The organism is Brevundimonas sp. FV2ps16, from assembly GCF_058681075.1.
The window spans coordinates 410188-435026 of record NZ_CM178728.1 but is presented as its reverse complement, the minus strand read 5'-3'; the positions used below and the strand labels follow the sequence as shown (position 1 = coordinate 435026).

Annotated in this window: 21 protein-coding genes; 15 read left to right on the top strand and 6 right to left on the bottom strand. The window is 65.8% G+C overall.

Going from position 1 to position 24839, the window contains the following annotated elements:
- Positions 1-151 precede the first annotated feature (151 nt).
- Together ACW170_RS02020 and ACW170_RS02015 are read left to right on the top strand one after the other, a co-directional pair.
- The gene (locus ACW170_RS02020; protein WP_492088046.1) at positions 152-2770 is read left to right on the top strand and encodes a PAS domain-containing protein; all 2619 of its coding nucleotides are present in this window, start codon (positions 152-154) and stop codon (positions 2768-2770) included.
- 7 nt (positions 2771-2777) lie between these two features.
- On the top strand, positions 2778-3512 hold the full coding sequence (locus tag ACW170_RS02015; protein WP_492088045.1) for an SDR family NAD(P)-dependent oxidoreductase: 735 nt from the start codon (positions 2778-2780) through the stop codon (positions 3510-3512).
- Between the two features lie 11 nt (positions 3513-3523).
- On the opposite strand, the gene ACW170_RS02010 is transcribed toward ACW170_RS02015, so the two are convergent.
- The 3 genes from ACW170_RS02010 to ACW170_RS02000 form a co-directional block, all read right to left on the bottom strand.
- Positions 3524-5140, bottom strand: coding sequence for a methyl-accepting chemotaxis protein (locus tag ACW170_RS02010; protein WP_492088044.1), 1617 nt, complete (start codon positions 5138-5140; stop codon positions 3524-3526).
- Positions 5141-5249: 109 nt separating this feature from the next.
- Positions 5250-5738, bottom strand: a complete 489-nt coding sequence (locus ACW170_RS02005; RefSeq protein WP_492088043.1) for a MarR family winged helix-turn-helix transcriptional regulator — start codon at positions 5736-5738, stop codon at positions 5250-5252.
- A 103-nt stretch (positions 5739-5841) separates the two neighbouring features.
- Positions 5842-6972: a sensor histidine kinase gene (locus ACW170_RS02000; RefSeq protein ID WP_492088042.1), complete on the bottom strand. Its 1131-nt coding sequence runs from the start codon at positions 6970-6972 to the stop codon at positions 5842-5844.
- A 402-nt stretch (positions 6973-7374) separates the two neighbouring features.
- On the opposite strand from ACW170_RS02000, the gene ACW170_RS01995 reads away from it, so the two are divergent.
- Positions 7375-8880 (top strand): CoA-acylating methylmalonate-semialdehyde dehydrogenase, encoded by a 1506-nt coding sequence (locus ACW170_RS01995; RefSeq protein WP_492088041.1) that lies wholly within the window; start codon positions 7375-7377, stop codon positions 8878-8880.
- A gap of 67 nt (positions 8881-8947) precedes the next feature.
- Here the strand turns inward: ACW170_RS01995 and ACW170_RS01990 are convergent, their stop codons facing one another.
- Entirely contained in the window at positions 8948-9679 is a 732-nt protein-coding gene (locus ACW170_RS01990; protein ID WP_492088040.1) for an alpha/beta fold hydrolase, read from the bottom strand.
- Between the two features lie 48 nt (positions 9680-9727).
- Between ACW170_RS01990 and ACW170_RS01985 the strand changes: the two genes are divergently transcribed.
- The 7 genes from ACW170_RS01985 (at position 9728) to rplT (ending at position 15919) form a co-directional block, all read left to right on the top strand.
- Entirely contained in the window at positions 9728-10042 is a 315-nt protein-coding gene (locus ACW170_RS01985) for a DUF5076 domain-containing protein (RefSeq protein ID WP_492088039.1), read from the top strand.
- Between the two features lie 37 nt (positions 10043-10079).
- Positions 10080-11036, top strand: coding sequence for a glycosyltransferase family 9 protein (locus ACW170_RS01980; RefSeq protein ID WP_492088038.1), 957 nt, complete (start codon positions 10080-10082; stop codon positions 11034-11036).
- Between the two features lie 124 nt (positions 11037-11160).
- Positions 11161-11682, top strand: a complete 522-nt coding sequence (infC, locus tag ACW170_RS01975; protein WP_492088037.1) for a translation initiation factor IF-3 — start codon at positions 11161-11163, stop codon at positions 11680-11682.
- Positions 11683-11854: 172 nt separating this feature from the next.
- The gene (locus ACW170_RS01970; protein WP_492088035.1) at positions 11855-13801 is read left to right on the top strand and encodes an alpha/beta hydrolase family protein; all 1947 of its coding nucleotides are present in this window, start codon (positions 11855-11857) and stop codon (positions 13799-13801) included.
- A gap of 65 nt (positions 13802-13866) precedes the next feature.
- A complete protein-coding gene (locus ACW170_RS01965; protein ID WP_492088034.1) occupies positions 13867-15153 on the top strand; it encodes an MFS transporter in 1287 nt (428 codons plus the stop codon).
- A gap of 160 nt (positions 15154-15313) precedes the next feature.
- Positions 15314-15511, top strand: coding sequence for a 50S ribosomal protein L35 (gene rpmI / locus ACW170_RS01960; RefSeq protein WP_003166435.1), 198 nt, complete (start codon positions 15314-15316; stop codon positions 15509-15511).
- Between the two features lie 54 nt (positions 15512-15565).
- Positions 15566-15919 (top strand): 50S ribosomal protein L20, encoded by a 354-nt coding sequence (gene rplT, locus ACW170_RS01955; RefSeq protein WP_395945729.1) that lies wholly within the window; start codon positions 15566-15568, stop codon positions 15917-15919.
- 90 nt (positions 15920-16009) lie between these two features.
- On the opposite strand, the gene ACW170_RS01950 is transcribed toward rplT, so the two are convergent.
- Positions 16010-17638: a response regulator gene (locus ACW170_RS01950; protein ID WP_492088033.1), complete on the bottom strand. Its 1629-nt coding sequence runs from the start codon at positions 17636-17638 to the stop codon at positions 16010-16012.
- A 161-nt stretch (positions 17639-17799) separates the two neighbouring features.
- Here ACW170_RS01950 and ACW170_RS01945 point away from each other — a divergent pair, with 161 nt between their 5' ends.
- From ACW170_RS01945 to ACW170_RS01925, 5 genes are all read left to right on the top strand, one after another.
- Complete coding sequence (locus ACW170_RS01945; protein WP_492088032.1) at positions 17800-18777, top strand: polysaccharide deacetylase family protein; 978 nt, start codon at positions 17800-17802, stop codon at positions 18775-18777.
- A gap of 63 nt (positions 18778-18840) precedes the next feature.
- Entirely contained in the window at positions 18841-19917 is a 1077-nt protein-coding gene (pheS, locus tag ACW170_RS01940) for a phenylalanine--tRNA ligase subunit alpha (protein ID WP_492088031.1), read from the top strand.
- A 4-nt stretch (positions 19918-19921) separates the two neighbouring features.
- Positions 19922-20311 carry a hypothetical protein gene (locus ACW170_RS01935; RefSeq protein ID WP_492088030.1) on the top strand — a complete coding sequence of 130 codons (390 nt, stop codon included), beginning with the start codon at positions 19922-19924 and terminating at the stop codon, positions 20309-20311.
- Complete coding sequence (gene pheT / locus ACW170_RS01930) at positions 20308-22746, top strand: phenylalanine--tRNA ligase subunit beta (protein WP_492088029.1); 2439 nt, start codon at positions 20308-20310, stop codon at positions 22744-22746. The genes ACW170_RS01935 and pheT overlap by 4 nt, the downstream gene beginning before the upstream one ends.
- A 282-nt stretch (positions 22747-23028) precedes the next feature.
- A complete protein-coding gene (locus ACW170_RS01925) occupies positions 23029-23637 on the top strand; it encodes a DUF1134 domain-containing protein (RefSeq protein WP_492088028.1) in 609 nt (202 codons plus the stop codon).
- Between the two features lie 40 nt (positions 23638-23677).
- Here ACW170_RS01925 and ACW170_RS01920 read toward each other — a convergent pair whose 3' ends face one another.
- Positions 23678-24811 (bottom strand): CobW family GTP-binding protein, encoded by a 1134-nt coding sequence (locus ACW170_RS01920; protein ID WP_492088027.1) that lies wholly within the window; start codon positions 24809-24811, stop codon positions 23678-23680.
- Between the last annotated feature and the right edge of the window lie 28 nt (positions 24812-24839).

Genomic DNA, 24839 nt, shown 5'->3' with positions numbered 1-24839 from the left:
GTGTACGAAATCGGTCAAAGGCGCGTTCTGGGTCTTCAAGGTGCCCAAATGCCCGAGCTCGACATCCGACGGGCGTGATGAACCGTAGAGCTTTTCGTGTGTTTTGATGCCCGTGCGCCCCTTTGACCATGCGCAGCGGAGGTGAAGGCGATTGACTGAGTCCGACCCTTATGATCCGAAAAGCGCAGACCACGTCAGGCGGGAAGCCGAGCGGATTGCGGCGGAGGTTCTGGGCCTGGACGGCGGCACGGACCCCTTCGTTTCGGCGGTTCGCGCGACGCGTATGCCGATGATCATCACCAACCCTCGGCAAGCCGACAATCCCGTGGTGTTCGCCAACGACTCCTTCTGTCGGCTCACAGGCTACGCCCGTGAGGAGATCGTCGGGCGCAACTGCCGCTTTCTGCAGGGGCCTGAGACGGACCCCGAGACCGTGCGTCAGATCCGGCAAGCGGTGGACGCCGTCCGACCGATTGAGATCGACATCCGCAATCATCGCAAGGACGGGCAGGGCTTCTGGAACCGTCTGCTGATGGCGCCGGTGTTCGATGCGAACGGAGCGCTCACATACTTCTTCGCCAGCCAGGTCGATGTGACCATTGAGCGCGAGCGCCTCGCCGGTTTGCAGATCGACAAGGCCGCGCTTGAGGCTGAACTGACAAACAGGCTGCGGGCGGATCGCGACCGGGATCGCGAGTTGGATCTGGCGATGCGGGCCGGTGGTCTGGGCGCGTGGAGCGTCGATGTGCAGACACGCACCCTGGTCGCCTCTGACGCTTACAAGACACTGATGGGTTGGCCGGTCGATACGACCTTCACCTACGAGGATCGTCAGAAGATGATCCATCCCGACGACCGCGACGCGGTGCTTGCGCAGAGCGAGGCGACCATTCGGGACGGCGCCGATTATCACATCATTCACCGGGTCATTACTCCGTCGGGTGATGTGCGCTGGATGGAGGCGAGAGGCATACTGGTGCTCGACGCCGAGGATCGGCCTCGTCGCATTGCGGGTGTGACCACGGACATCACCGAGCGAGTACGAGCCGAACGCCTCCGCACGGCCATGGTGGAGCTTTCGGACGTCTTGCGGGATCTCGAGGATCCGGAGGAGATCACCTATGCCGCAGCAGAGATACTGGGGCGCACCCTGGAGTTAAGCCGAGTTGGATTCGGTATTGTGGATCGAGACGAGGAAACGATCACGATTACACGCGACTGGAATGCGCCGGGCGTGCAGACCCTGGCGGGGGTGCTGAACTTCCGCGACTACGGCTCTTATATCGAAGACCTGAAGCGGGGCGAAACCGTCTCCTTTTCTGATGCCCGGGAGGACCCGCGCACCTTGGCGACCGCGCAGATGCTGGAAGCTATCAAGGCCCGCGCTGTCGTAAACATGCCCCTGCGGGACCAGGCGGGCATGGTGGCGTTGGTCTATCTAAACCACGCTTCGCCGCGCGCCTGGCAAGAGGACGAGCTTCGATTTCTTCGTGACGTCGGCGAGCGCACCCTGGCGGCGCGCGAACGCCGACGGGCCGAACGGCATCTGGCCAAGTTGGCGGCGTCCCTTGAACGGACGGTCGAGGAGCGGACCGCCGAACTTATGGCCAGCGAGGCCGCCCTGCGCCAGTCGCAGAAAATGGAGGCCGTGGGTCAACTGACCGGAGGCATCGCCCACGACTTCAACAATTTGCTGACTGGCATCTCGGGGAGTCTCGAGCTTCTGGCCAAGCGGATCGCCGAGGGGCGAGTGGCGGAGGCGGGCCGCTTCATTTCTGCGGCCCAGGCGGCGGCGCAACGAGCGAGTGCGCTGACGCATCGTCTCCTCGCCTTCTCGCGTCGTCAGACGCTGGAGCCGAAGGGCACAGACGTTGAGAGCTTGGCGCGCAGCATGGAGGACCTGATCCGTCAGACCATCGGGCCGGCCATTCAGTTCGAAACCGGCTATCAAACCGGTCTCTGGCCGGTGCTGGTCGATCCGGGCCAACTGGAGAACGCGCTCCTCAACCTCTGCATCAACGCGCGCGACGCCATGCCCGACGGCGGACAGCTGACGCTTGAAATGTCCAACCGCTGGATGGACAGGTCCGTGGACGCCGGCTTTCATCTGGAGGTGGGCGAGTATGTGCGGATCTGCGTGACCGATACGGGCGTGGGCATGACGGACGACGTGATCGCGCGCGCCTTTGATCCCTTCTTCACCACCAAGCCCCTCGGCCAGGGCACCGGCCTCGGCCTGTCGATGATCTATGGTTTCGTCCAGCAGTCAGGCGGGCAGGTTCAGATCTGTTCTCGACCGGGAGAGGGCGCCTCAATCTGTCTTTATTTGCCCCGATATCTCGGCGCAGTCGAACTTGGCGCAGATATCGAAGATGCGCCCGCATCTACGCCCTCGCGGGGACAGCGGACGGTGCTTATCGTCGACGACGAAGCCACGATACGCATGCTGCTGTTGGAGGGGCTGGCGGACGACGGTTATGAGCTGTTGGAAGCCGGGGATGGTCGTGAAGGCCTGGCCATCCTGAACTCCGGGCGAGCCATCGATCTTCTCATTACCGATGTTGGGCTGCCCGGCGGGATGAACGGTAGGCAGTTGGCTGACGCAGCGCGGGTAGGTCGGCCTGGGCTGAAGGTGCTGTTCATCACGGGCTATGCCGAGACTTCTGTCTTGAGCGGCGGCGATCTCGACCCGGGGATGCATATTCTGACCAAGCCCTTCGAACTGAAGGTTCTCGCGCGGCGGATCGACGCCATATTTGAAAATGACTGAGGGGCTGATGACCGGGACAGGAAATCTCGCCGTTGTGGTCGGCGCCGGGGGCGGTATCGGGGCCGCCTTGCTGAAAGGACTGGCGGCGCAGAATTGTTATGACGGCATGATCGGGCTGGGGCGGAGCAGGCCGTCCGACTGGCCTGACGACGCGGCTTGGCGCTTCGTCGAGACGGACATCACCGACGAAGCGCAGATCGCCCGCGCTGCAGAGGCCGTCGCTCTCCAAGGACTGCCGTCGCGCGTCATCGTCGCGACCGGTTTGCTTCAAGGTCAGGGCCTGACGCCTGAGAAGACCATGCGGGCTCTGGACGCCTCTGCCCTCCAGCAGTTGTTTCTCGTCAACGCCATCGGACCGGCCTTGGTGGCGAAGCATTTTCTGCCATTGACGCCCCGCGACCGGCCCAGTGTCTTTGCGGCCCTGTCCGCGCGCGTGGGCAGTATTTCGGACAATCGGCTGGGGGGGTGGTACGGCTACAGGGCCTCCAAGGCCGCGCTCAACATGTTCATCGCCACGCTAGCCGTCGAACACCGACGGACCCATCCGCTGGGGATTTGTGCGGCGCTACATCCGGGAACGGTCGAAACCCGCCTCAGCGCTCCCTTTCCCGCTCGCTCGCCGGTCGCCGGCCGGTTGTCGCCGACTGACGCGGCTCAGGCGCTTCTACGGGTCGTCGATGGGCTTCAGCCGTCTGACAGCGGCCGCTTTTTCGCCTGGGACGGCAAGCCCATAGAGTGGTGACTCGTCTCCCGCTAGAACTCTTCCCATTCGTTCGCTTCGGGCGCGGCGGCCAGTGCTGCGGATCCTGCTTGCCGTAGAACCGGCGTGGCGACCGGTCGTGTGGAGCGCGGCGGTGGCGTATTGTTTGACGGCTTGACTGCGGCCCTGCCGGCCTGTCCCCCACTGTTTTGGTTCGTGACCTGGAACCGCGCGACGAGCGAGGCCAGACGCGCGCCTTCCTGCGTCAGATTGTGGCTGGCTGCAGTGGACTCCTCGACCATGGCCGCGTTCTGCTGCGTCACCTGATCCATCTGGTTCACCGCCGTATTGACCTCGTGCAGCGCCGTGGATTGTTCCTGCGTCGAGGCTGTGATCTCGGACATCAACTGGTTGATTTCCATCACGCGTGCGACGATGGCAGACAGGGCCTCGCCCGTCTCCCCGACCAGACTGACGCCTGACTTCACCTGAACGGATGAGGCCGTGATCAGGGACTTGATTTCTCGCGCCGCTTCCGCCGAGCGTTGAGCCAGGGCCCGGACCTCGGAGGCGACTACGGCAAAGCCGCGACCGGCCTCGCCCGCGCGAGCCGCTTCGACGCCGGCGTTCAGGGCCAGAAGATTGGTCTGGAAGGCGATCTCGTCGATCACCCCGATGATCAGACTGATCTTGTCGGCCGAAGACTCGATCGCCCCCATGGCGTCGACGGCGCGATGCACGATCTCCCGCGACTTCTCCGCCGCGACGCGGGACGTCTCCACGACTGTCGCGGCCTGGTTGGCCCCCTCGGCGGTCTTCTTCACCGTGGCGGTGATTTCGTCGAGGGCGGCGGCCGTTTCTTCCAGGGTCGCGGCCTGTTGTTCGGTGCGCCGCGAAAGGTCGTCGGCGGCCTCGCTGATTTCGCTTGCCCCGGCCTGCATGGCCTGGGTGTTGCCGGAGATTTCCGCCATGGCGGCGTCCAGTTGGGCCATGGCCGCGTTGAAGTCTTCCTTCAGCCGCGCGTAGCTGCCGGGGAAGTCGGTGTGGATCCGCGCCGTCAGATCGCCCTGGGCCAGTGCAGTCAGGGCGTCCGCCGTGGCGGCGACCACGCGGTTCTGTTCGGCCTCAGCCTGGGCGCGCTTCTCGTCCGCCTCACGCCGAGCGGTTTCGGCCGCTTCAAGGTACAGGGAGATGACGATGTCCATGTCCAGCATGGCGGCCTTGACCACGCTGGCGATGGTTTCGCCCAGGACGTCCCCGTCATCCTTGCGGCCGAACGGTCCGCGCTTGCTGGAGTGCGCCTTGACGATGGCCTTGATCAGACCGTTGAGGATCAGTCCATAGCCACCAATATACCAGCGCGGCTCTAGCCCGATCCGGGCATGGGTCTGTCCGATTCGACGGACGCCCTCGACATACTCGGGCGTGAAGTCCCCCGAGGCGATGAGGGACCAGTGCTTGGATTGAGCGCTCTTCGCCCCCGCAATATGGCTTTCGGAACTGAAGAAGTGCGCGACCTCGGGGGTGGCGCGGACCTGATCATAAAATGCGTCCAGGCTCTGCCCAAGCGCGGCCTCGATATCAGGTCGCGCTTGGGAAAGCGCCGTCTTGGCGCGAGCGTCCAACTTCAGAAAATCCAACCGCTTCTGAAGTTCCATATCTGCAGACATGCTCACCCTTCCCTATGCTTTGGAAAGCATGACGGTCTAAGCCTAAGCCATTGTTGATCGTGGTTGAGGCGTGAAAAGGTTTCGGGACGCAACCTTTCGCCTGCCCGTCCTAAGCGGCTTCTTCCCGTGGGGTCATCGCAAGGGACTGGATGAACTGGTCCAACAGTGGCGACATGGTACGCATGGCCTCGACCGCCTCAGGAGGCAGAGTCTCGGCGAAGCTGCGGTAGGCGGCGCGACGACGCGCGAGACGTTGCCCTCCACCCGCCGTCAGAGACAGCATGGTGACTCGCCGATCCGTCGGATGTGCGCTGCGATTGATTAGGTCGTTCTTGACGAGGCCATCGACCAGTCGCGAGATGGTTGCTGCGGGCATGTTCATTGCGTCGACCAGCGTACACTGCCTGAGGCCGCGCCGCCCGGCGCTTTCGACAAGATTCAGGGCCTGGACCGTCGATTCATTCAAGCTGCCGTCAATGAACAAATGATCCAGAAGCTGATCCAGTTGCTGGATAAGGGTGTCGAAGGCGATCAGCGTCGCGGCCGACTTGTCGTCAGTCGGCAGGAGTCCGGCGGCGATGATTCCACGTGATCCCATAGACTATTTCTAATTCAGCTCCTGCAGCTTTCAATAGTGGCAAGTACCTACCTGGCGTCGATAATCGGCGAAGAAAACAGAGGCTTGCCAACTACGGGCTTGATCAAGCTCGGCCCCTTGCGGCCTTCGCCGGGCCCTGCCTGTATTCGTGTTGGTTGACGTCCCGTTCGGAAGCGTCGCCGGGAAGATGAAGATCGTGCACATTGGCGTTGAGGGTGAAGGCGAAAGCGGCGCCGCCGAGCGGGCTTGGCGCCAGATCAATGCCGCCGCCATGGGCTTCCACGATGGTGCGGCAGATCGAGAGGCCAAGTCCCATTCCGCCCGGCTTGCTGCTCACAAGCGGTTCGAACAGCTTGTCAGCCATTTCCGACGGCACGCCCGGACCGTTGTCACTGACCACCATGAGGTATCCCTGGGGCGTGGGGCGGCCCGAAATCTCAACCTTGCGCGGCGCGCCCGTCACCGGCGCGTCCATGGCGTTCCTGGCCAGATTCAACACGACTTGCTGCAGTTGGACGCGGTCGCAACGGGTGAAGTCGCCCGGATCGATCCGGGCCGTGATCTCGGCCTTTGTTTCTCGTGCATGAACGTGCAGGATCGGCAGGATCTCGTTGATCACCTCGGCGACATTCTCTCGAGTCTGGAACCCCTTGTCGTGGGTCAGGAGTGACCGAAGGCGCCGTATGATGTCTGTTGCGCGCTCGACCTGACCTCGGGCCGCTCGCATCATGTCCGCCACCTCGGTCGTAGTCTCGCGCCGGCCGAAGGCTGAGTCAGCAGCCGCGAGATAATTGACAGCGGCGCCAAGCGGTTGATTGAGTTCATGGGCCAGCATTGACGCCACTTCTCCGAGTGAGTTCAGTCGCCAGTTGTGAATGATCTGCAGCTTGACGTCCTGAAGCGCTGCCTCGGCCGCGACGGAGGCCGTCATATCCTGGATGAACAGGGTGACCAGGTCTTCTCCCGCCCTTGAGAACCGCGCAGCCTGCACGTCTACGAAGGCTTGCCGACCATCGACGCGCCTCGCCCTTCTGTGCAGGTCTTTTCCTGCGCTGCGACTTACGGCGTTGATGTCTTCGACCGCTGATGGCGAGGCCAGCGCAGCGACGTCGAAATCCTCGAGCAACTCGCGAATATCGATCGCCGGTGCGATCAAGGATCGACCGAAAAACCGCTCAGCAGTGGCGTTGGCGCAGCGCACCGTGCCGGACCCGTTGATCGCGACAATAGCCATAGGGGCATCCATGAGGATGCTCTCTGCAAAAGACTCCACGTCCTGGTCTCCCACCCAGTCCAGATCGACGCTTCCCCACTAGAGGGGGAGTTAACGTCGTTGGTTGAATTGAAGGACTCTATATCAACTTGGAGGGGAGTGGGAACAACTATTTCAGTACGGTGACGGTCGAGTTCAATGACAATCATTAGCGGAAATGTTTTTACACTCACTGTACGTAAATGACCTTATTTTCGAGGAGGCGGACTGGGTCATGTTGTTTGAGAACTATTGTCGTTATCTTGAGCGCATGCATCGGCCGTAGAGGTATGGGGAGCGTTTTCCGCTGCTTGGGGCTGCAAGAGACCGATCCTGCCTGCTATGACGGTCGCAACAGCAAGAACGTCATAGGGAATCTCAGGTATGGTGCGCGACATTCGCCATTTCATCGACGGTGCGGCTTTCGAAGGCGCGTCCGGCCGTTTCGGCGACGTCTTCAATCCCAATACCGGCGAGGTCCAGGCCCGCGTCCAGCTGGCCAGCGTCAGCGAGGTCGATCGGGCGGTCCAGGCGGCGCAAAACGCCTTCGACGGCTGGGCCAGCACCAATCCGCAACGCCGCGCCCGCGTCATGTTCGACTTCAAGCGCCTGGTCGAGGCGCGGATGGATGAGCTGGCAGAACTGCTGTCCAGCGAGCACGGCAAGGTCATCGCCGACTCCAAGGGCGACATCCAGCGCGGGCTCGAAGTGATCGAGTTCGCCTGCGGCATCCCTCATGCCCTGAAGGGCGAATACACCCAAGGGGCCGGCCCCGGCATAGACGTCTATTCGATGCGCCAGCCCTTGGGCGTGGTGGCGGGCATCACCCCGTTCAACTTCCCCGGCATGATCCCGATGTGGATGTTCGGCGTGGCCATTGCCGTCGGCAACACCTTCGTGCTGAAGCCGTCGGAGCGGGATCCGTCCCTGCCGGTGCGGCTGGCTGAACTGATGCTGGAGGCTGGGGCGCCCAATGGGGTGCTGAACGTGGTGCATGGCGACAAGACGGCGGTCGACGCCATCCTGACCCATCCGCTGGTCCACGCCGTCAGCTTCGTCGGTTCGTCCGACATCGCCCACTATGTCTATCAGACCGGCGCCGCCAATCATAAGCGGGTTCAGGCCATGGGCGGGGCCAAGAACCACGGCATCGTCCTGCCGGACGCCGATATGGATCAGGTCATCAAGGATCTGGCGGGCGCGGCCTATGGCTCGGCCGGCGAGCGCTGCATGGCCCTGCCGGTGGTCGTGCCGGTCGGCAAGAAGACCGCCGACGAACTGCGCGAGCGAATGGTCGCCGAAATCCCCTCGCTGCGGGTCGGCGTCTCGACCGACGCAGGCGCCCACTATGGCCCCGTCGTCACGGCCCAGCACCGCGACCGTGTCGCCGGCTGGATCGAGAAGGGGGTGCAGGAAGGCGCCGAACTGGTCGTCGACGGCCGCGACTTCAGCCTGCAGGGGCACGAGAAGGGCTATTTCATCGGCCCGTCGCTGTTCGACCATGTGAAGCCCGAGATGTCCTCCTATCAGGAGGAAATCTTCGGTCCGGTGCTGCAGATCGTCCGCGCCGAGACTTTCGAGGAGGCCCTGGCCCTGCCGTCGAACCACCAGTACGGCAACGGCGTCGCCATATTCACCCAGAACGGCCGCGCGGCCCGCGACTTCGCCGCCCGGGTCAATGTGGGCATGGTCGGCATCAATGTGCCGATCCCGGTGCCGGTCGCCTATCATACCTTCGGCGGCTGGAAGCGCTCGGCCTTCGGCGACATCAACCAGCACGGCATGGAGGGCGTCCGCTTCTGGACCAAGACCAAGACCGTGACGGCCCGCTGGCCCGACTCGGCGCTGGAGCATTCGGACAGCTCCTTCGTCATTCCGACGATGCGCTGACACCCAACGCCGTCTGTCAATGGCCTGGCCGCGCCTTTCAGGATGGCCGGATGACGACGGCTAGGGCTTAGCCCCGCATCCCCTCTACCGCCGCCACCAGTCGATCGAGGTCGGCCGGCGTGGACAGCCGGTGGTCGCCTCCGTCGATCAGGTCCAGGCGGACGTCGCCGCCGTTCAAACGCTCGACCAGTTCGACCTGGTGGCGCCAGGGGACCACGTCGTCGGCGCGGCCCTGGAGGATGTGGATTGGGGCGGCGATGTCGATGACGCCGTCCAGCAGCAGCCAGTCGCGCGCCTCTTCGAACATCCGGCGGGTCAGGACGTATTCGCCCAGGCCCTCCTCGACGATCAGGGTCTCGCCCTCGCGCAGGATGGCCTGGCGCTCGTGATCGGCCAGGCCGGGCCACATCAGCCGTTCGGTAAAGTCCTGGGCCGGGTTGACCAGGACCAGACCCTTGATCCGTTCCGGCCGCGCCAGAGCCGCCAGCAGGGCGACCCAGCCGCCCATCGACGAGCCGACCGGGATGACTGGGCCCGACAGGCTGTCGATCAAGGCGACCGCGTCCTCACGCCAGCGGCCGATCGTGGCCTGGCGCCAGTCGCCGGAGGACTGGCCGTGCGCGAAATGGTCGTAACGGAGGAAGGTCCAGCCGCGTTCGCGCGCCGCCGCCTCCAGGGCCAGGGCCTTGGTCCCCTCCATGTCCGAGCGGAAGCCGCCGATCCAGACGACGGTCGGGCCGGAGCCATCGACACATTTGAAGGCGAGTGTCTCGCTATCGGGGCGTGTAAGGTGTTCCATGGAGCGTCCGAAGTTGCCTGTTCCCTCCTCGTGTCGTGAGAGACGCTGATGAAATCAATTGGAATTCCGCCTGCTGCGCTGGAGGACGAAATGTCCGTGGAAATGGCTCGGCTCTGGGTGGCGAACCGTGGCCTCCATTGTGTCCTCAATGTTGGGACATACCGAGACAGTGGATTGCGCGAAGCGACGGTTTGGGGAGTGATGCTTGCTGACATGGCGCGTCACCTGAGCGACGCGCTGGTGGCGGCGGGCCTGGAGACAAGCAGCGCATCGGCGCTCGACGAAATCCGGGACACGATGGCGCGAGAGCTGAAATCTCCGACCTCCGACGCGACGGGCGGGTTCAAGCAAACCAAGCAATAGCGACTTGATCTTCCGTCACGGCGGTCGATAAGGCCACATGTCCCAGGTCCTGTTCGTCACTTCCAATCGCATCGGCGACTGCGTCATCTCCTCGGGCGTGATCCGCGAGATCGCGCGTCAGGTTCCGGGGGCGCAGATCACCGTCGCTTGCGGGCGGCCGCCCGCGCCCTTTTTCCGCAATGCGCCCGGCGTGGTGCGGACCATCGTGCTCGACAAGAAGAAGATGGCCGGACACTGGGTCGATCTGTGGAAACAGGCGGTCGGCACGCGGTGGGACCTGGTGATCGACATCCGCGGTTCGGCCCTGAGCTATCTGGTCCCGGCCAAGCGGCGCATCGTTTACAATCGGTCCTGGGAGACGGGGCTGCGCAAGGTCGAGATGGTGTCGCGCCTAATGGGGTCGCAGACGCCGCTGGATCCCGAAATCTTCCTGGACGATCAGGCGCGGGCCGAAGCCGCCGCCGTCATCGATCCGCAGTTGGCGGCCGGCGCGGGCCCCGGTCGTATAATTGCCCTGGCTCCCATTGCGCACCAGCCGGGCAAGAGCTGGCCCGCCGACCGGTGGGGCGCCCTGGTCGAGAAGCTGAAGGCCGAGCCGCGCTTCGACGGTTGGCGGTTCATGCCGGTGGGCGGGCCGGGCGATCGGCCGCCGGCGACCCCGGCCCTGGAGGCTGCGGGCGCGCGCGGCATCGACTTCGTCGGTAAGGGCGACATCCTGGCCTCGGCCGCCGCCATTGACCGGGCCGACCTGTTCGTCGGCAATGACTCAGGGCTGATGCACGTGTCGGCGGCCCTGGGGCGGCCGACACTGGGCCTGTTCGGCCCGACGGAGTGGTGGCTGTACGGTCCCTGGGGGCAGAAGACGCGCACGGCGGCCTCGAACGAGACGCGCGGCCAGTTCGCTCCCATCGAGGATCTGAGCGTCGATCACGTCTTCGACGCGGTGCTGGCGCTTCATGACGCCTATATCGCCGGAACGCCCGCCAAGCCTTGAAAAACCGGGCTTCCCGGCGCATATTGCGGGCTTGAGGGGAACGTGGCGACAGCCGCGTGCATTCGCTCATCACGACACACGCCTTCTTTGACCACATAAGGAAACGACGCCCATTCGCCGTCCCATGCAAGCGCCACCCGTGAAAGACGGGCCGCGTATGAACCAGGATATCCGCGCCCCTCGCGTTCTGCTCATTGATCAGAATGGCGAGAAACAGGGCGTCATGCCCACCTCCGCCGCTCTGGAAGCCGCCGAGGAAGCCGGGATGGACCTGGTCGAGATCGTCTCCACCTCCGAACCGCCGGTGGCCAAGATCCTCGATTACGGCAAGCACCGTTTCCAGGAGCAGAAGAAGAAGGCCGAACAGCGCAAGCGCCAGAAGGTCGTCGAGCTTAAGGAGATCAAGCTCCGTCCGAACATCGACACCCACGACTATGAGGTAAAGGCCAAGGCCATGCACCGCTTCTTCGAAGAGGGCGACAAGGTGAAGGTCACCCTGCGCTTCCGCGGTCGTGAAATGGCGCACCCGGAACTGGGCATGAAGCTGTTGAACAAGGTCCAGGCCGACTTCGAGGAAGTCGCCAAGGTCGAGTTCTCGCCCAAGATGGAAGGCCGCCAGATGATCATGATCCTGGCCCCGCGCTGATCGACACGATCCATTGCTGATGTGAAGAGCCCCGACCGGACCCGGTCGGGGCTTTTCTTTTTCGCGCGCAGAGCGTGGACCTCTTGCAACTTGTACGCGGGGCGGCTGAAAAGGAGGTTCGACTCGGGGGAGGACGTGCGTGGTGTTGAGTTCAGGGGTGAAGGCGGTCGCCTTGGCGATCGCAATGGGGCTGTGTGCGGGAAACGCCGCGGCGGAGGTTCAGGCGCCGCCGCCGCTGGAGGCCTATAGCGCTACGCCGGCCATCGAATATATCGAGCTGTCGCCCAGCGGCGATCTGGTCGCCAGGATTAGCGTGGTGGACGAGATTCGCGCCATCGCCGTGACTCGGATGAGCACGGGCGAGCATCTGTTCGCTGCGGACGTCGGCGCCATCAAGGTCCGCGATCTGCGCTGGATCGGCGAGGGGCATGTTCTGGTCGTGACCTCGCAGACGCAGGGCATCCCCATGCTGGGCGTGCCTCGATCCGAGCTGTTCTTCGGCCAGATTCTGGATCTGGAGAAAAAGAAGCTGGTCCAGGTGCTGGACCGGACGCCGGATGTTCTGGCCGTTTTGTACGGTCCCGCCTCGATCCGCAGCACCGAAGAAGGTCCGACGCTGTTCGCTCGTGGGGTCAATATCAACACCGGCCAGATCGACCTGCACCGGATCAGCCTGCGCACGGGCCGGGGGCGGGCGGTCAAGTCCATGGACCGCGAGATCGAGGACTATGTTCTGGACGGCGAAGGCCAGGTGATCGCCATGGCCCGCTATGTCGAACGCGGGGGGCGCTGGTCGCTGCGACTGCCAAAGGGGGGCGGGTTCCATGAGAATTGGGTGGTCGATGCGCCGGTGGATACGCCCAGCCTGCTCGGCATGGGGCGCACGCCGCGCACGGTGATCATTGGAGCCGACCGGCCCGATTTGGCCCCGGAGGACAAGGATGCCGAGACTTCGGACGTTCTGTTCGAAGTCAATGTGGACACTGGCGAGTGGAGCCGGCTGCCGTTCGAACATCACCCCGATTTTCTGGTCCATCATCCGCGCACGCGCCTGCTGATCGGCGGCGGCCGCACGGAGGAGGACGGCACGCACTACGAGTTCATCGATCCGGCTGCCGCGCGGCGTTGGGGCGCCATAGAACGGGCTTTTGCGGGAAAGAGGCCGCTGCTGACGTCCTGGAACGACGCGCAGGATCGGGTGGTGGTGTTCAACGACATCGGAGATTCGGGCCTGTATCAGCTGGTCGATTTCTCGCGCGGGGCCGCCGATGTTCTGGCCGAGGCCTATCCGACCATCCTGCCTGCTCAGGTCGGCGAGATGCGTCCGATCCATTATGCGGCGGCCGATGGCCTGGACATTCCCGGCTATCTGACCCTGCCGCCGGGCGTCGAGGCCCCGAAAAACCTGCCGCTGGTGGTGCTGGCCCACGGCGGGCCGGCGTCCCAGGACGTGGCCGGCTTTGACTGGTGGGCGCAGGCGCTGGCGTCGCGCGGCTATGCGGTGCTCCAGGCGAATTTCCGCGGTTCCACCGGCTACGGCCTGGCCTTCCTGGAAGCTGGCTATGGCGAGTGGGGCCGCAAGATGCAGACCGATCTGTCGGATGGGGTGCGCTGGCTGGCGGCCGAGGGGATCATCGATCCCGAGCGGGTCTGTATCGTCGGCGCCAGCTACGGCGGCTATGCGGCCATGGCGGGCTTGACGCTGGACGCTGGCGTCTATCGTTGCGGAGTGGCTGTCGCCGGGGTGTCGGACCTGCGCCGGATGGTCAACTGGGAGGCGCGGCAGGAGGGCCGCAACGACAGCCAGACGGTGCGCTACTGGAACCGCTTCATGGGGGCGGCGCGATTGAACGACCGGGCGCTGGATGTGCTGTCGCCGGCCCGTCTGGCGGAAACAGTCGACCGGCCTCTGCTGCTGATCCACGGCAAGGATGACACGGTGGTGCCCATCGAGCAGAGCCGGGTCATGGCCGAGGCCATGCGCCGGGCCGGCAAGCCGGTGGAGTTCATAGAGCTGCCGGGCGAGGACCACTGGCTGTCACGCGCCGACACTCGCCAACAGATGCTGCGCGAGACGGTGCGGTTCTTGGAAGCGAACAATCCCGTCGGGCCGAATTGAGCGGTCGAGGTGGCGGTGACGCGAGGGCGCTTCTCGCAGGCCAAGCGTCGCGCTAAGCGTGGGGCATGAGCCAGACGCCCCCGCCTACCGCCGTCCGTGCGCCCGCCTTGGCGGTGCTGTTCTCGGTAGTCTTCATCAATCTGGTCGGGTTCGGGCTGGTGGTGCCGCTGCTGCCCTTCTTCGCCCAGAGCCTGAAGGCCGAGGCGTGGCAGATCACCCTGATGTTTTCGGCCTATTCGCTGGGCCAGTTCTTCGCCGAGCCCTTCTGGGGGCGGCTGTCCGACCGGATCGGTCGTAAGCCGGTCCTGCTGGTCACGCTTGTGGCCAATGCGCTGGGCTATCTGATGCTGGCCTTCGTGCCCAATATCTGGCTGGCCATCGCGGTGCGGCTGTTCACCGGACTGGGGGCGGGCAATATCTCGACCGTCCAGGGCTATGTCGCCGATGTGACGCCGCCGGAGCAGAGGGCAGGGCGGATGGGGCTGATCGGCGCGGCCTTTGGCCTGGGTTTCATCGTCGGGCCGGGGCTGGGCGGACTGCTGACCCAGCCGCAACTGGGACGGCTGGGTTATCAGCTGCCGATCTTCCTCGCTGCGGCCCTCGCGGCCCTGGCGGCGCTCGGGGTGATCGTCTTCCTGCGCGAGAGCCGGGCCAAGGCCGATCCCACGGCGGCGCGCCCGCCCTTCCTGGCGGGGCTGAAGGACGCCCGGAGCAATCCAGTGGTGTCGCGGGTTTTGATCGTCACCCTGATCTATATGGCCGGCTTCTCGGCCATGGAGGCGGTGTTCGGCCTGTGGTCCGAGAGCCGCTACGCCTGGGGCGCGCGCGAGGTGGGCCTCAGCTTCATGATCGTGGGGGTGATCTCGACCCTGAACCAGGGGTTCTTCGCCGGACGGCTGGCGCGGCGGTTCGGCGAGGCGCGGGTGCTGGCGACCGGCATGTTGCTGTTCGGCGCCTCGCTGGTGCTGCAGGTGGTGGCGCCGGTCGCCTGGTTCCCGGCGACCCGGCTGGAGCTGGGCGGCTTGTCCCTGCCGGTGGTCCAGGGGTGGGTAATTCCTCTGGTCATGGCCCTAGGCGCCTGCGGCATGTCGCTGGCCATGCCCAATATTTCGGCCATGATCAGCCGGGCCTCGCCGCCCGACCGACAGGGCGCGATGCTGGGGCTGAACATGGCCTCCAGCTCGGTGGCGCGGATCTTCGGACCCATGGTCGCCGGGGCGCTGTTCTCGGGCCTGGGGCACGACTGGCCCTTCCTGATCGGGGCGCTTCTGACCATTCCGGCGGCGGTGATGGCGCTGAACGCCGGCCGGGTCATCCGTACCGGCGGCGGCGGCGCCAAGGCCCCGTCGTGACTCATCTTGCAATGGCGCCGGTCTTCACGTAGAAGCCGCGCCTTCGCGTACCGAACCGCCGGGCGAACAGGCATGCCTAGGCGGTTCTTAAACTCTGGAAGGTCATCCCCTCGGGCTCAAGTAGTCCGAAGGACGGTAGCCCTCCAAAAAGGAGACTGAAATGCCGAAACTGAAGACGAAGTCGGGCGCCAAGAAGCGCTTCAAATTCACGGCCACTGGCAAGGTGAAGGCCGGGGTTGCGGGCAAGCGTCACCGCTTGATCAGCCACAACTCGAAATACATCCGCCAGAACCGCGGCACCTCGGTCATGGCCGACGCCGACGCCAAGAAGATCAAGTCCTACATGCCGTACGCCTGATCGGCGCGCGCTGTACGACGGATCTCAACCCAAAGAATTTGAAGGAATAGCGACATGGCTCGCGTTAAACGTGGCGTAACCTCGCACGCCAAGCACAAGAAGGTTCTGGAGCAGGCCAAGGGCTTCTCCGGCCGCCGCAAAAATACGATCCGCACCGCCAAGGCCGCCGTCGACCGCGCCGGGCAATACGCCTATCGCGACCGTCGCGCCAAGAAGCGCAACTTCCGCGCCCTGTGGATCCAGCGCATCAATGCTGCGGCCCGTATCGAAGGCTTCACCTACAGCCAGTTCATCAACGGCCTGAACAAGGCCGGCATCGAACTGGACCGCAAGGTTCTGGCTTCGATCGCCGCCGACTCGGTCGGCTTCAAGGCCGTCGCCGACAAGGTCCGCGCCGCTCTGGCCTAAGGGTGGCGGCCTGAGCTGGGGCCGTCGCGACAAGGATCAACGCCCGCCCTGGTTCGCCGGGGCGGGCGTTCTGCGTTTTGGGGCGCGGGACTAGGCCGCTGAGGTTTCGGGCGCGCTCTCGACCGTGCGGTCGGCCTCGGCCTCGGCCAGCACGAGCCGCATGGCGTTCAGCAGTGTGTCGGGCTGGATCGGCTTTTGCGCCACCCCGTTCATGCCGGCGGCGATATAGTCCAACTCGTCGCGTTCGTCGGCGTTGGCGGTCAGGGCTAGGATTGGCAGGTGGGCGGCCGGGCCGGGTAGGGCGCGGATGGCGCGGGTGGCGGCGACCCCGTCCATGACCGGCATCTTGATGTCCATCAGCACCAGGTCGAAACGCCGGGCCTGAACGGCTTCCAGCGCTTCCTGACCGTTCTCGGCCATTTCTGCGGTGCAGTCGAACATCTCCAGCAGCTTGGCGGCGACGAAGCGGTTGGTGGGGTTGTCGTCGACCACCAGGACATGAAGCGTGTCGTGCGGCGTCGGCTCGGCCATGGGCGGGGCGGCGCCCGCCTCGTCAGCCGGGCAGGCGCTCAGGGGGAGGACGACATGGAACCGGGCCCCGCCCAGCGGCGCCACGCTCAGACCGATGGTCCCGTCCATGCGCTCGGCGATCTGGCGGCAGATGGCCAGGCCCAGACCGGCGCCGGCGCCTTCGCGTCCAGCCTTGCCGATGTTGAACGGGTCGAAGATGGTCGCCGCCGCCGCCTCGGGCACGCCGGGGCCGCTGTCATCCACCGTCAGTTCGACCCGGAGACCGTCGCGCGTCGTGCGACTGGCCAGGGTGGCGACCACGCCGCCGGTCTGGGTGAATTTCAGAGCGTTGCCGACCAGATTGTTCAGCAGCTGCTTGATCCGCATCCCGTCCGCCCGGACCCACGGGCTGGACTCGAAGTCGGTGCGGACGGTCAGGCTTAGCGCCTTCTCCTCGGCGCGAGCCCGCCACAGGGCGTCGATGTCGAAGGCCACGGCTGACAGGTTCAGCGGCTCTTCCTCCAGGGTCAGCATCCCGGCCGAGGCGCGCGACATGTCCAGGGCGTCGGTCAGCAGCCGCAGCAGGCTCTGGCCGGAATCGATGACCGTGCGGACATAGGGGCGCAGTTCTTCCTGCTCCAGCTTCTTGTCCATCAGGGCGGCGACGCCCAGGACGCCGTTCAGCGGGGTGCGAATCTCGTGGCTCATCACGGCCAGGAACTCGGACTTGGCGCGGCTGGAGGCGACGGCCTCGGCCTCGGCATAGGCCAGGTCGCGGGCCAGGGCGCCCATTTCCTCGGCCCGCTGGCGGTGCAGGGCCGCGCCGGCCTGGACGATCTGCAGGGCGGTGCCGACGCCTCGATAGAGACCGTTCTGCACGATGATGAAACCGCTCAGCAGGGCGCCCAATTCGGCCGCGCCATAGGCCTGGAAGAAGGTCTCGGCGCTGGTTGCCGCCTCGGCGATGGGGGCGTTGCGGTCCATCAGGCTTTCGGCCGGCTTCTTGGCGTAAAGCGCACGCCCGAACTCGGCCGCCATCCGCAGGGTGAAGGCGTTGCGCTCGATGATGCCGACCGGGCGGCCGTCTTCCGCCACCACGGCCAGGGCCAGGGTGTTGGGTTCGGTCTGGAACCGTTCAAGCACCTCGGCGCACGGGGTGGACGGCGCCACCGGCGCGATCAAGTCAACGAAATCACCAATCAGCGGCATTCGGCCCCCCTCATGTCCACGAGGGAGGGCTTAACCGGTGATATTTAACAACGGCTTTGCCGTTCATGAACCTTTCGCGGCGCGTTTCAGACAAGTCGTCCGTATTCGGATGGAATGCTGCTTTGGTGTTCTCCAGCCGCAGTTTGGGCTAGGCTGAGTGCATGATGAAACGTGTTCCGATCCTCGGCCTGATGTTGGCTTTGGCCTTGACCACGCCGGCGCTCGCGCAGGAGCGACGGGTCGCGGTGACGTTCGACGACCTGCCCTATCAGGCGGCGGACGCGGCCTTGTGCGATCCGGTACAGATGATGCGGCTGACCACCGATTTCGTGGCCATGCTCGAGCCGCTGGACACCCATGGCACGGCCTTCGTCAACGAGGGCAAGGTGTGCGAGCCGACCCGGGGTTCGACCCTGCCGACGGCTCTGAACGTCTGGCTGGACGGCGGGCTGGATCTGGGCAACCACAGCTTCAGCCACATCAATATCCACCGCACGACGGCCGAGGCCTATCTGGCCGATGTCGATGCGGGCGCGCCGATCACGCGGGGGGCGCTGGAGGCGCGGGGGCGGACCTTGCGCTGGTTCCGCCACCCCTACCTGTTCACCGGCGAGACCCAGGAAAAGCACGACGCCATCGCCGCCGGCCTGGCCCAGCGCGGCTATAGGGTCGCGCCCGTCACCCTGGACAACAACGACTGGATGTTCGCCGACGTGTATCGCAAGGCCGAGCAACTGGGCGACGAGGCGCTGAAGCGCCGCATCGGCGAAGCCTATGTGGCCCATATGACCACGGTGCTAGACTTCTTCGAACCCTATAGCGCCGAACTGACCGGCGGGCGCGAGCCGGCGCAGGTCCTGCTGCTGCACGCCAACAGCCTGAACCAGGCCTATTATCCGCGGATCCACGCCCTGTATCTGGCGCGCGGCTATCGGTTCGTGACGCTGGAAGAGGCCCTGTCGGACCCGATCTATGCGCATGAAGATCGTTATGTCCGGGCCAATGGAATCTCGTGGCTGCACCGCTGGAACAGCACCGAGGGCAAGCCCATCCGCTGGGAGCCGGAACCACCCGCCTGGATCGTCGCGGCGAACAAGGCGCCGGCGACGGAGCTTGCCGCCATCGCCTCCGCGCCCTGATCGATCCCGCCGCGCGCCTTCAAGGGTGACGAACGGCCCCCGGCCCGCTAATGCACGGGCCAAATGACCGATCTCGCCACACTCGAACTCGAACTGATCAACGCCATCGGCGGCGCAGAGAGCGTCGCCGCCCTTGAAGAGGTGCGCGTCGCCGCCTTGGGCAAGTCCGGCTCCGTCTCCGGGCTGCTGAAGGGCATGGGGGCCATGAGCCCCGACGAACGCCGCGAACAGGGGCCGATGATCAACGGCCTGCGCGACCGCGTCGCCGCCGCCATCACGACCAAGAAGGCCGAGCTGGAGGCCGCCGAGCTGGACGCCCGGCTTCAGGCCGAGCGCGTCGACCTGACCCTGCCGGCCCGGCCGCGCAGGAAGGGCGGGGTCCACCCGACCATGCAGGTGATGGACGAGATGATCGCCCTGTTCGCCGAAATGGGCTTCGCCGTGGCGGAAGGTCCGGACATCGAGGACGACTTCCACAATTTCACCGCCCTGAACTTCCCGCCCAAGCATCCGGCGCGGGAGATGCACGACACCTTCTTCCTGAAGCCCGATCCCGAGACGGGCGAGCGCAAGGTGCTGCGCACCCACACCTCGCCGGTGCAGGTCCGCACCATGATGAGCCAGACGCCGCCGATCCGCATCATCGCGCCGGGCCGCACCTTCCGTAAGGATTCGGACGCCACCCATACGCCGATGTTCCACCAGATCGAAGGCCTGGTGATCGACCGCGACATCCATATGGGCCATCTGAAGACCACGCTTCAGACTTTCATCGCCCGCTTTTTCGAGCTGGACGAGGTGCAGGCACGGTTCCGTCCGCACCACTTCCCCTTCACCGAACCCTCGGCCGAGATGGACATCCGCTGCGACCGATCCGGCGGCAAACTGGTGTTCAACACCGGCGACGACTGGCTGGAGATCCTGGGCTGCGGGATGGTGCATCCCAATGTGCTGCGGAACTGCGGCATCGACCCGGATGAATATCAGGGCTTCGCCTTCGGCATGGGGGTGGATCGCCTGGCCATGCTGAAATACGGGGTGCCCGACCTGCGCCCAATGTTCGACGCCGACACGCGCTGGCTGGCGCACTACGGCTTCTCGGCCTTCGCGGCCCCCAATCCGGCCTCGGGCCTGAGCTGATATAATGACCGATACACAAGCCATCACCTTCGACGCCATCGGCCCCGGGCCGGAGTATCGCAACGGCTCGATCTGGCTGCCGCAGCTGTTTCTGGAAACGCGCCGCGCCGGGCAGGCGAACATCGAGGGCCGCACCTTCATAGAATGCCTGATCGAAGGCCCCGCCGTTCTGCTTCCGCTGTCCGGCTGCAATTTCGACGGCTGCAATATGGGAGACGCTCAGGGCGACCCTCGCAGCCTGATGCTCAAGCCCGTCGGTCCTGAGCGGGTGACCGGCACGGTCACGGTCAAGGACTGCAAATTCATTCGCTGCCGCTTCCTGGGCGTCGGTTTTACCGGGCCGCAGAGCTTCCTCGACGAGATGCTCGCCGGTCTGGGCGGGGCCGCAGCATGAAGTTCACCCTTTCCTGGCTCAAGGATCACCTCGAGACCGAGGCCGACGTCCATCAGATCGCCGAGGCCATGACCATGGCCGGGCTGGAGGTCGAAGAGGTTCTCGACCCTGCCGCCAAGCTGGCGCCCTTCACCGTGGCCAAGATCCTGTCGGCCGAGCGTCACCCGAACGCCGACCGGCTTCAGGTCTGCCAGGTTGAGACCGTCGATGGCGTGAAAGAGATCGTCTGCGGCGCGCCGAATGCGCGGGCGGGCCTGACCACCATCTACGCCCCCATCGGCGCCTATGTGCCCGGCCTGGGCGTGACCCTGGTCGAGAAGCCGGTGCGCGGCGTGGTGTCCAACGGCATGCTGTGCTCGGCCTCGGAGCTGGAGCTGGCGGATGAGAGCGACGGCATTCAGGAACTGCCGCCGGAGATCCCGGTGGGGACGCCGGTCGCCGGCCTGTTCGGCGCGGAACCCGTGATCGACTTCGAGGTGACGCCGAACCGGCCCGACTGGCTGGGCGTCGCCGGCATCGCGCGGGATCTCGCCGCCGCCAGCGTCGGCAAGCTGAAGCATTTCGACATCGCCGTGGTGCGCGGGGGCTTCCCGTCGCCGATCACCGTGCGTCTGGACGCGCCCGAGATGTGCCCGGTCTTCGCCGGCCGGGTGATCCGGGGCGTGACGAACGGGCCGTCGCCGGCCTGGCTGCAGAAACGCCTGACGGCCATCGGCCTGCGCTCGATCAACCGGCTGGTCGATGTGACCAATCTGATTGCCTACGACCGCGCCCGGCCGCTGCACGTCTATGACGTGGCCAAGCTGGTCGGGACCGAGATCGTCGTGCGCGGCGGACAGGTCTCGGCCGGCACCGCCCATATCGAGGGCGGCGAGCATGAGCATCTGATCGCTCTGGACGGCAAGACCTATACGGCTGCCGCAACCGACTGCGTCATCGCCGACGCCGGGGGCGAGCGCCCCATCGGCCTGGGCGGCGTGATGGGCGGCGAAAGCACCGGCTGCGACGAGAGCACGACCGACGTCTTCATCGAAAGCGCCTGGTTCGACCCGCTGGTGATCGCCCAGACGGGCCGTGCGCTGGGCATTCATTCCGACGCCCAGTACCGGTTCGCGCGCGGCGTCGATCCGGTCTCGGTCACGCCGGGGCTGGAGCTGGCCACGCGCCTGATCCTGGACCTGTGCGGTGGCGAGCCGTCCGAGATCGTCTTCGTCGGCGAGCCCCCGGCCAGCCCGGCGCCCTTCGCCTTCGACCCCGCCTATGTGAAGCGGCTCAGCGGCATGGACCTGGATGACGACCGGATCGGCACCATCCTGGGCCAGCTCGGTTTCCTGGTCACCGCCGGCCCTGCCGATCAGGCCGAGCCCTGGACCGTGACCCCGCCGTCGTGGCGGCGCGACGTCGAGGGCCGGGCGGATTTGGTTGAAGAGGTGGCCCGCATCGAGGGCTTCGACAGCCTGCCCGACACGCCCCTGCCCGAGGTCGCCCGGCCCGCCGGCGGGGTGCTGAGCCCGCGCCAGGCCCGCGTCCGCACGGCGCGTCGCGCCCTGGCGGCCTTGGGCTATGCCGAGGCCGTCACCTGGTCCTTCACCAAGCAATCCACGGCGACCCTGTTCGGCGGCGGGGATGATCGTCTGGTGCTGGAGAATCCGATCGCGGCCGATCTGGACTGCATGCGGCCCTCGGCCCTGCCGAACCTGATCCAGGCGGCGGCGCGCAACGCCGCGCGCGGCTTCGCCGACGCCGCCCTGTTCGAGATCGGCCCCATCTATCTGGGCGACGGTCCCAAGGATCAGCGGACGGTCATCGCCGGCCTGGTCGCGCCCCATGCCGCCCGTCACTGGGCCGGCGCCGGTGAGGACGCCCTGTTCGCGCTGAAGGCCGATCTGACCACCCTGCTGGAAGAGATCGGCGCCCCGGTCGCCTCGCTGCAACTGGCCCAGGGTCAGAACCGCGACTGGTGGCATCCCGGCCGTTCGGCCCGGCTGCAACTGGGCCCCAAGAATGTGATGGTCGAATTCGGCGAACTGCACCCGCGCGTGCTGAAGGCCCTGGACGCGGACGGCCCGATGCTGGGCTTCGAGATCGTGCTGGACGCTGTGCCCGAGCCGCGCGGCAAGTCGGGCAAGGCGCGGGGATCGGCGGACCTGTCGGCCTTCATGCCCCTGACCCGCGACTTCGCCTTCGTGGTCGAGGACGCCAAGCCGGTGGGCGACCTGGTCCGGGCCGCAGCCGGCGCCGACAAGGCCCTGATCGCCGACGTCCGCGTCTTCGACGTCTATCGCGGCAAGGGCGTGGACGAGGGCTTCAAGTCCGTCGCCCTGGAAGTGGTGATCCAGCCGCGCGAGGCGACCTTGGCCGAGGCCGAGATCGAGGCTCTGACCGCCAAGATCGTGGCGGCGGTGGAGAAGCAGGGCGGCAAGCTGAGAGGCTGATTGTCTCCCTCTCCCCTTGCGGGAGAGGGAGACCGCGCACGGCGGCGAAGCCGTCGTTCTGGCGCGGTCGGGCGAGGGGTCACGCAGGCGGCGGGGAGCGACCCCTCATCCGACCTCGCTCCGCTCGGCCACCTTCTCCCGCAAGGGGAGAAGGAAGCTCTACAACGCCTCCGTAAGCCCCCGTTAACCTTGAAGCCGCAAGGCTGCCGCAAAGGTCGGGGACTCTGTTACAAAGCCCGGCGTCCCCGCCGGCTGTCCTCTCGCCGTCCTCGGAGCGCCCTCATGCATCGCCGCCAACTGATCCTTTCCGGCCTGGCCACCGCCGCCGGGGCCTCGTCGATGGGCGCCTGCGCCACGGCTCCGGCCAATCCCAACTATCCGATCCGGTCGGACAATCAGGCCCAGTCTTATACGTTCGACGAACTGGTCGCGGCCGGGTCCAAGGAGCTGGGCATTGCGGCGGAGGCCGTCGGCGGCGCCATCGAACGCGTCTTCGCCGATCAAGGCGACCGCCCCACCGCCTATATCGCGGGCGAGGAGGGCTCGGGCGCTGTCGTCGTCGGCGCACGTTATGGGCGCGGCGCCCTGCATATGAAGGACTTGTCGGCCTCGCAGGAGGTGTTCTGGCAGGGGGCTTCGGTGGGTTGGGACTGGGGCGGCAATGCCAGCCGGGTCTTCACCCTGGTCTATGGCCTGTACCACCCCGACATGATCTATCGCCGCTACCCTGGCGTTGAGGGTACGGCCTATCTGATCGCAGGTCTGGGCGTGAACTATCAGCAGGCGGACGGCATCGTGCTGGCGCCGATCCGCACCGGCGTCGGCCTGCGTCTGGGCGCCAATGTCGGCACCATGAGCTACAGCCGTCAGCGCAATCTGCTGCCCTTCTGATTTGAGATCCGTCCGGGCCTTGCGGCCCGGACGGTGAGGGTCAGGCGGCGCAGGCCTCGAACCCGGCCCGCAGCGCGGCCTCGTCCAATTCGCGGCCGATGAAGACCGCGCGGCTCCAGCGGCGTTCGCTCTCGCCCCATTCGCGTTGCAGGTCGCCCTCCAGGATCATGTGGACGGCCTGGAAGACCAGGCGGCGGTTCTCGCCCTGGACGTCGATGATGCCCTTGGCGCGCAGGATGTTCTGACCCTGCTCGCCCAGCAGCTTGTCCAGCCAGGCGGTGAATTTCGCGCCGTCCAGCGGCCGGTCCAGCGACAGGGAAATCCCCTTGATGTCGTCCTGGTGGGCGTGGCCGCGCGCGCCGTGGGAGTGCGCGCCGTGGGCGTGGTCGTGATGATCATGGTCATGCCCGTGGTCATGGTCATGATGATGGTGGTCGTGGCCGCAATGCTCGTCGTGGACATGACCATCGGCGCCGTGGGGCGGGTTCACGAAGTCCGGCTTGACCTCCAGGATCCGCTCCAGGTCGAAGGCGTGCAGGCCTAGCACCTGGTCCAGCGGCACGTTCGACCGCTCGGCCCGGACGATGGGGGCCAGGGGGTTCAGCGCCCGCAGACGAGCCTCGACGGCATCCAGCTCCTCCGGCGTGGCCAGATCGACCTTGTTCAGGATGATGCGGTCGGCGAAGGCCACCTGCTCGCGCGCCTCCTTGGAGTCGTCCAGCCGCGCCATCACATGTTTAGCGTCCACCAGGGTGGTGACGCTGTCCAACTGGGTCTTGGCCTTGACGTCCTCGTCGACGAAGAAGGTCTGGGCCACCGGGCCCGGATCGGCAAGGCCCGTGGTCTCGACGATGATGGCGTCGAAGGCGGGTTTGCCGGGACGCTGGCGCTTCATCAGGCCAGCGACCACGCGGATCAGGTCGCCGCGCACCGTGCAGCAGACGCAGCCGTTGTTCATCTCGAACACGTCCTCGTCGGCGCCGACCACCAGGTCGTTGTCGATGCCGATCTCGCCGAACTCGTTGACGATGACGGCGTAGCGTTTGCCGTGATCCTCGGTCAGGATCCGGTTCAGCAGGGTGGTCTTGCCGGCGCCGAGATAGCCGGTCAGGACGGTGACGGGGATCTTGCCAGTTGCGGCGGTCGAAACGGGGGCGGCGAGGGTGTCGGTCATAGGCCGCTAGATGGCGGCTGACGCCTCA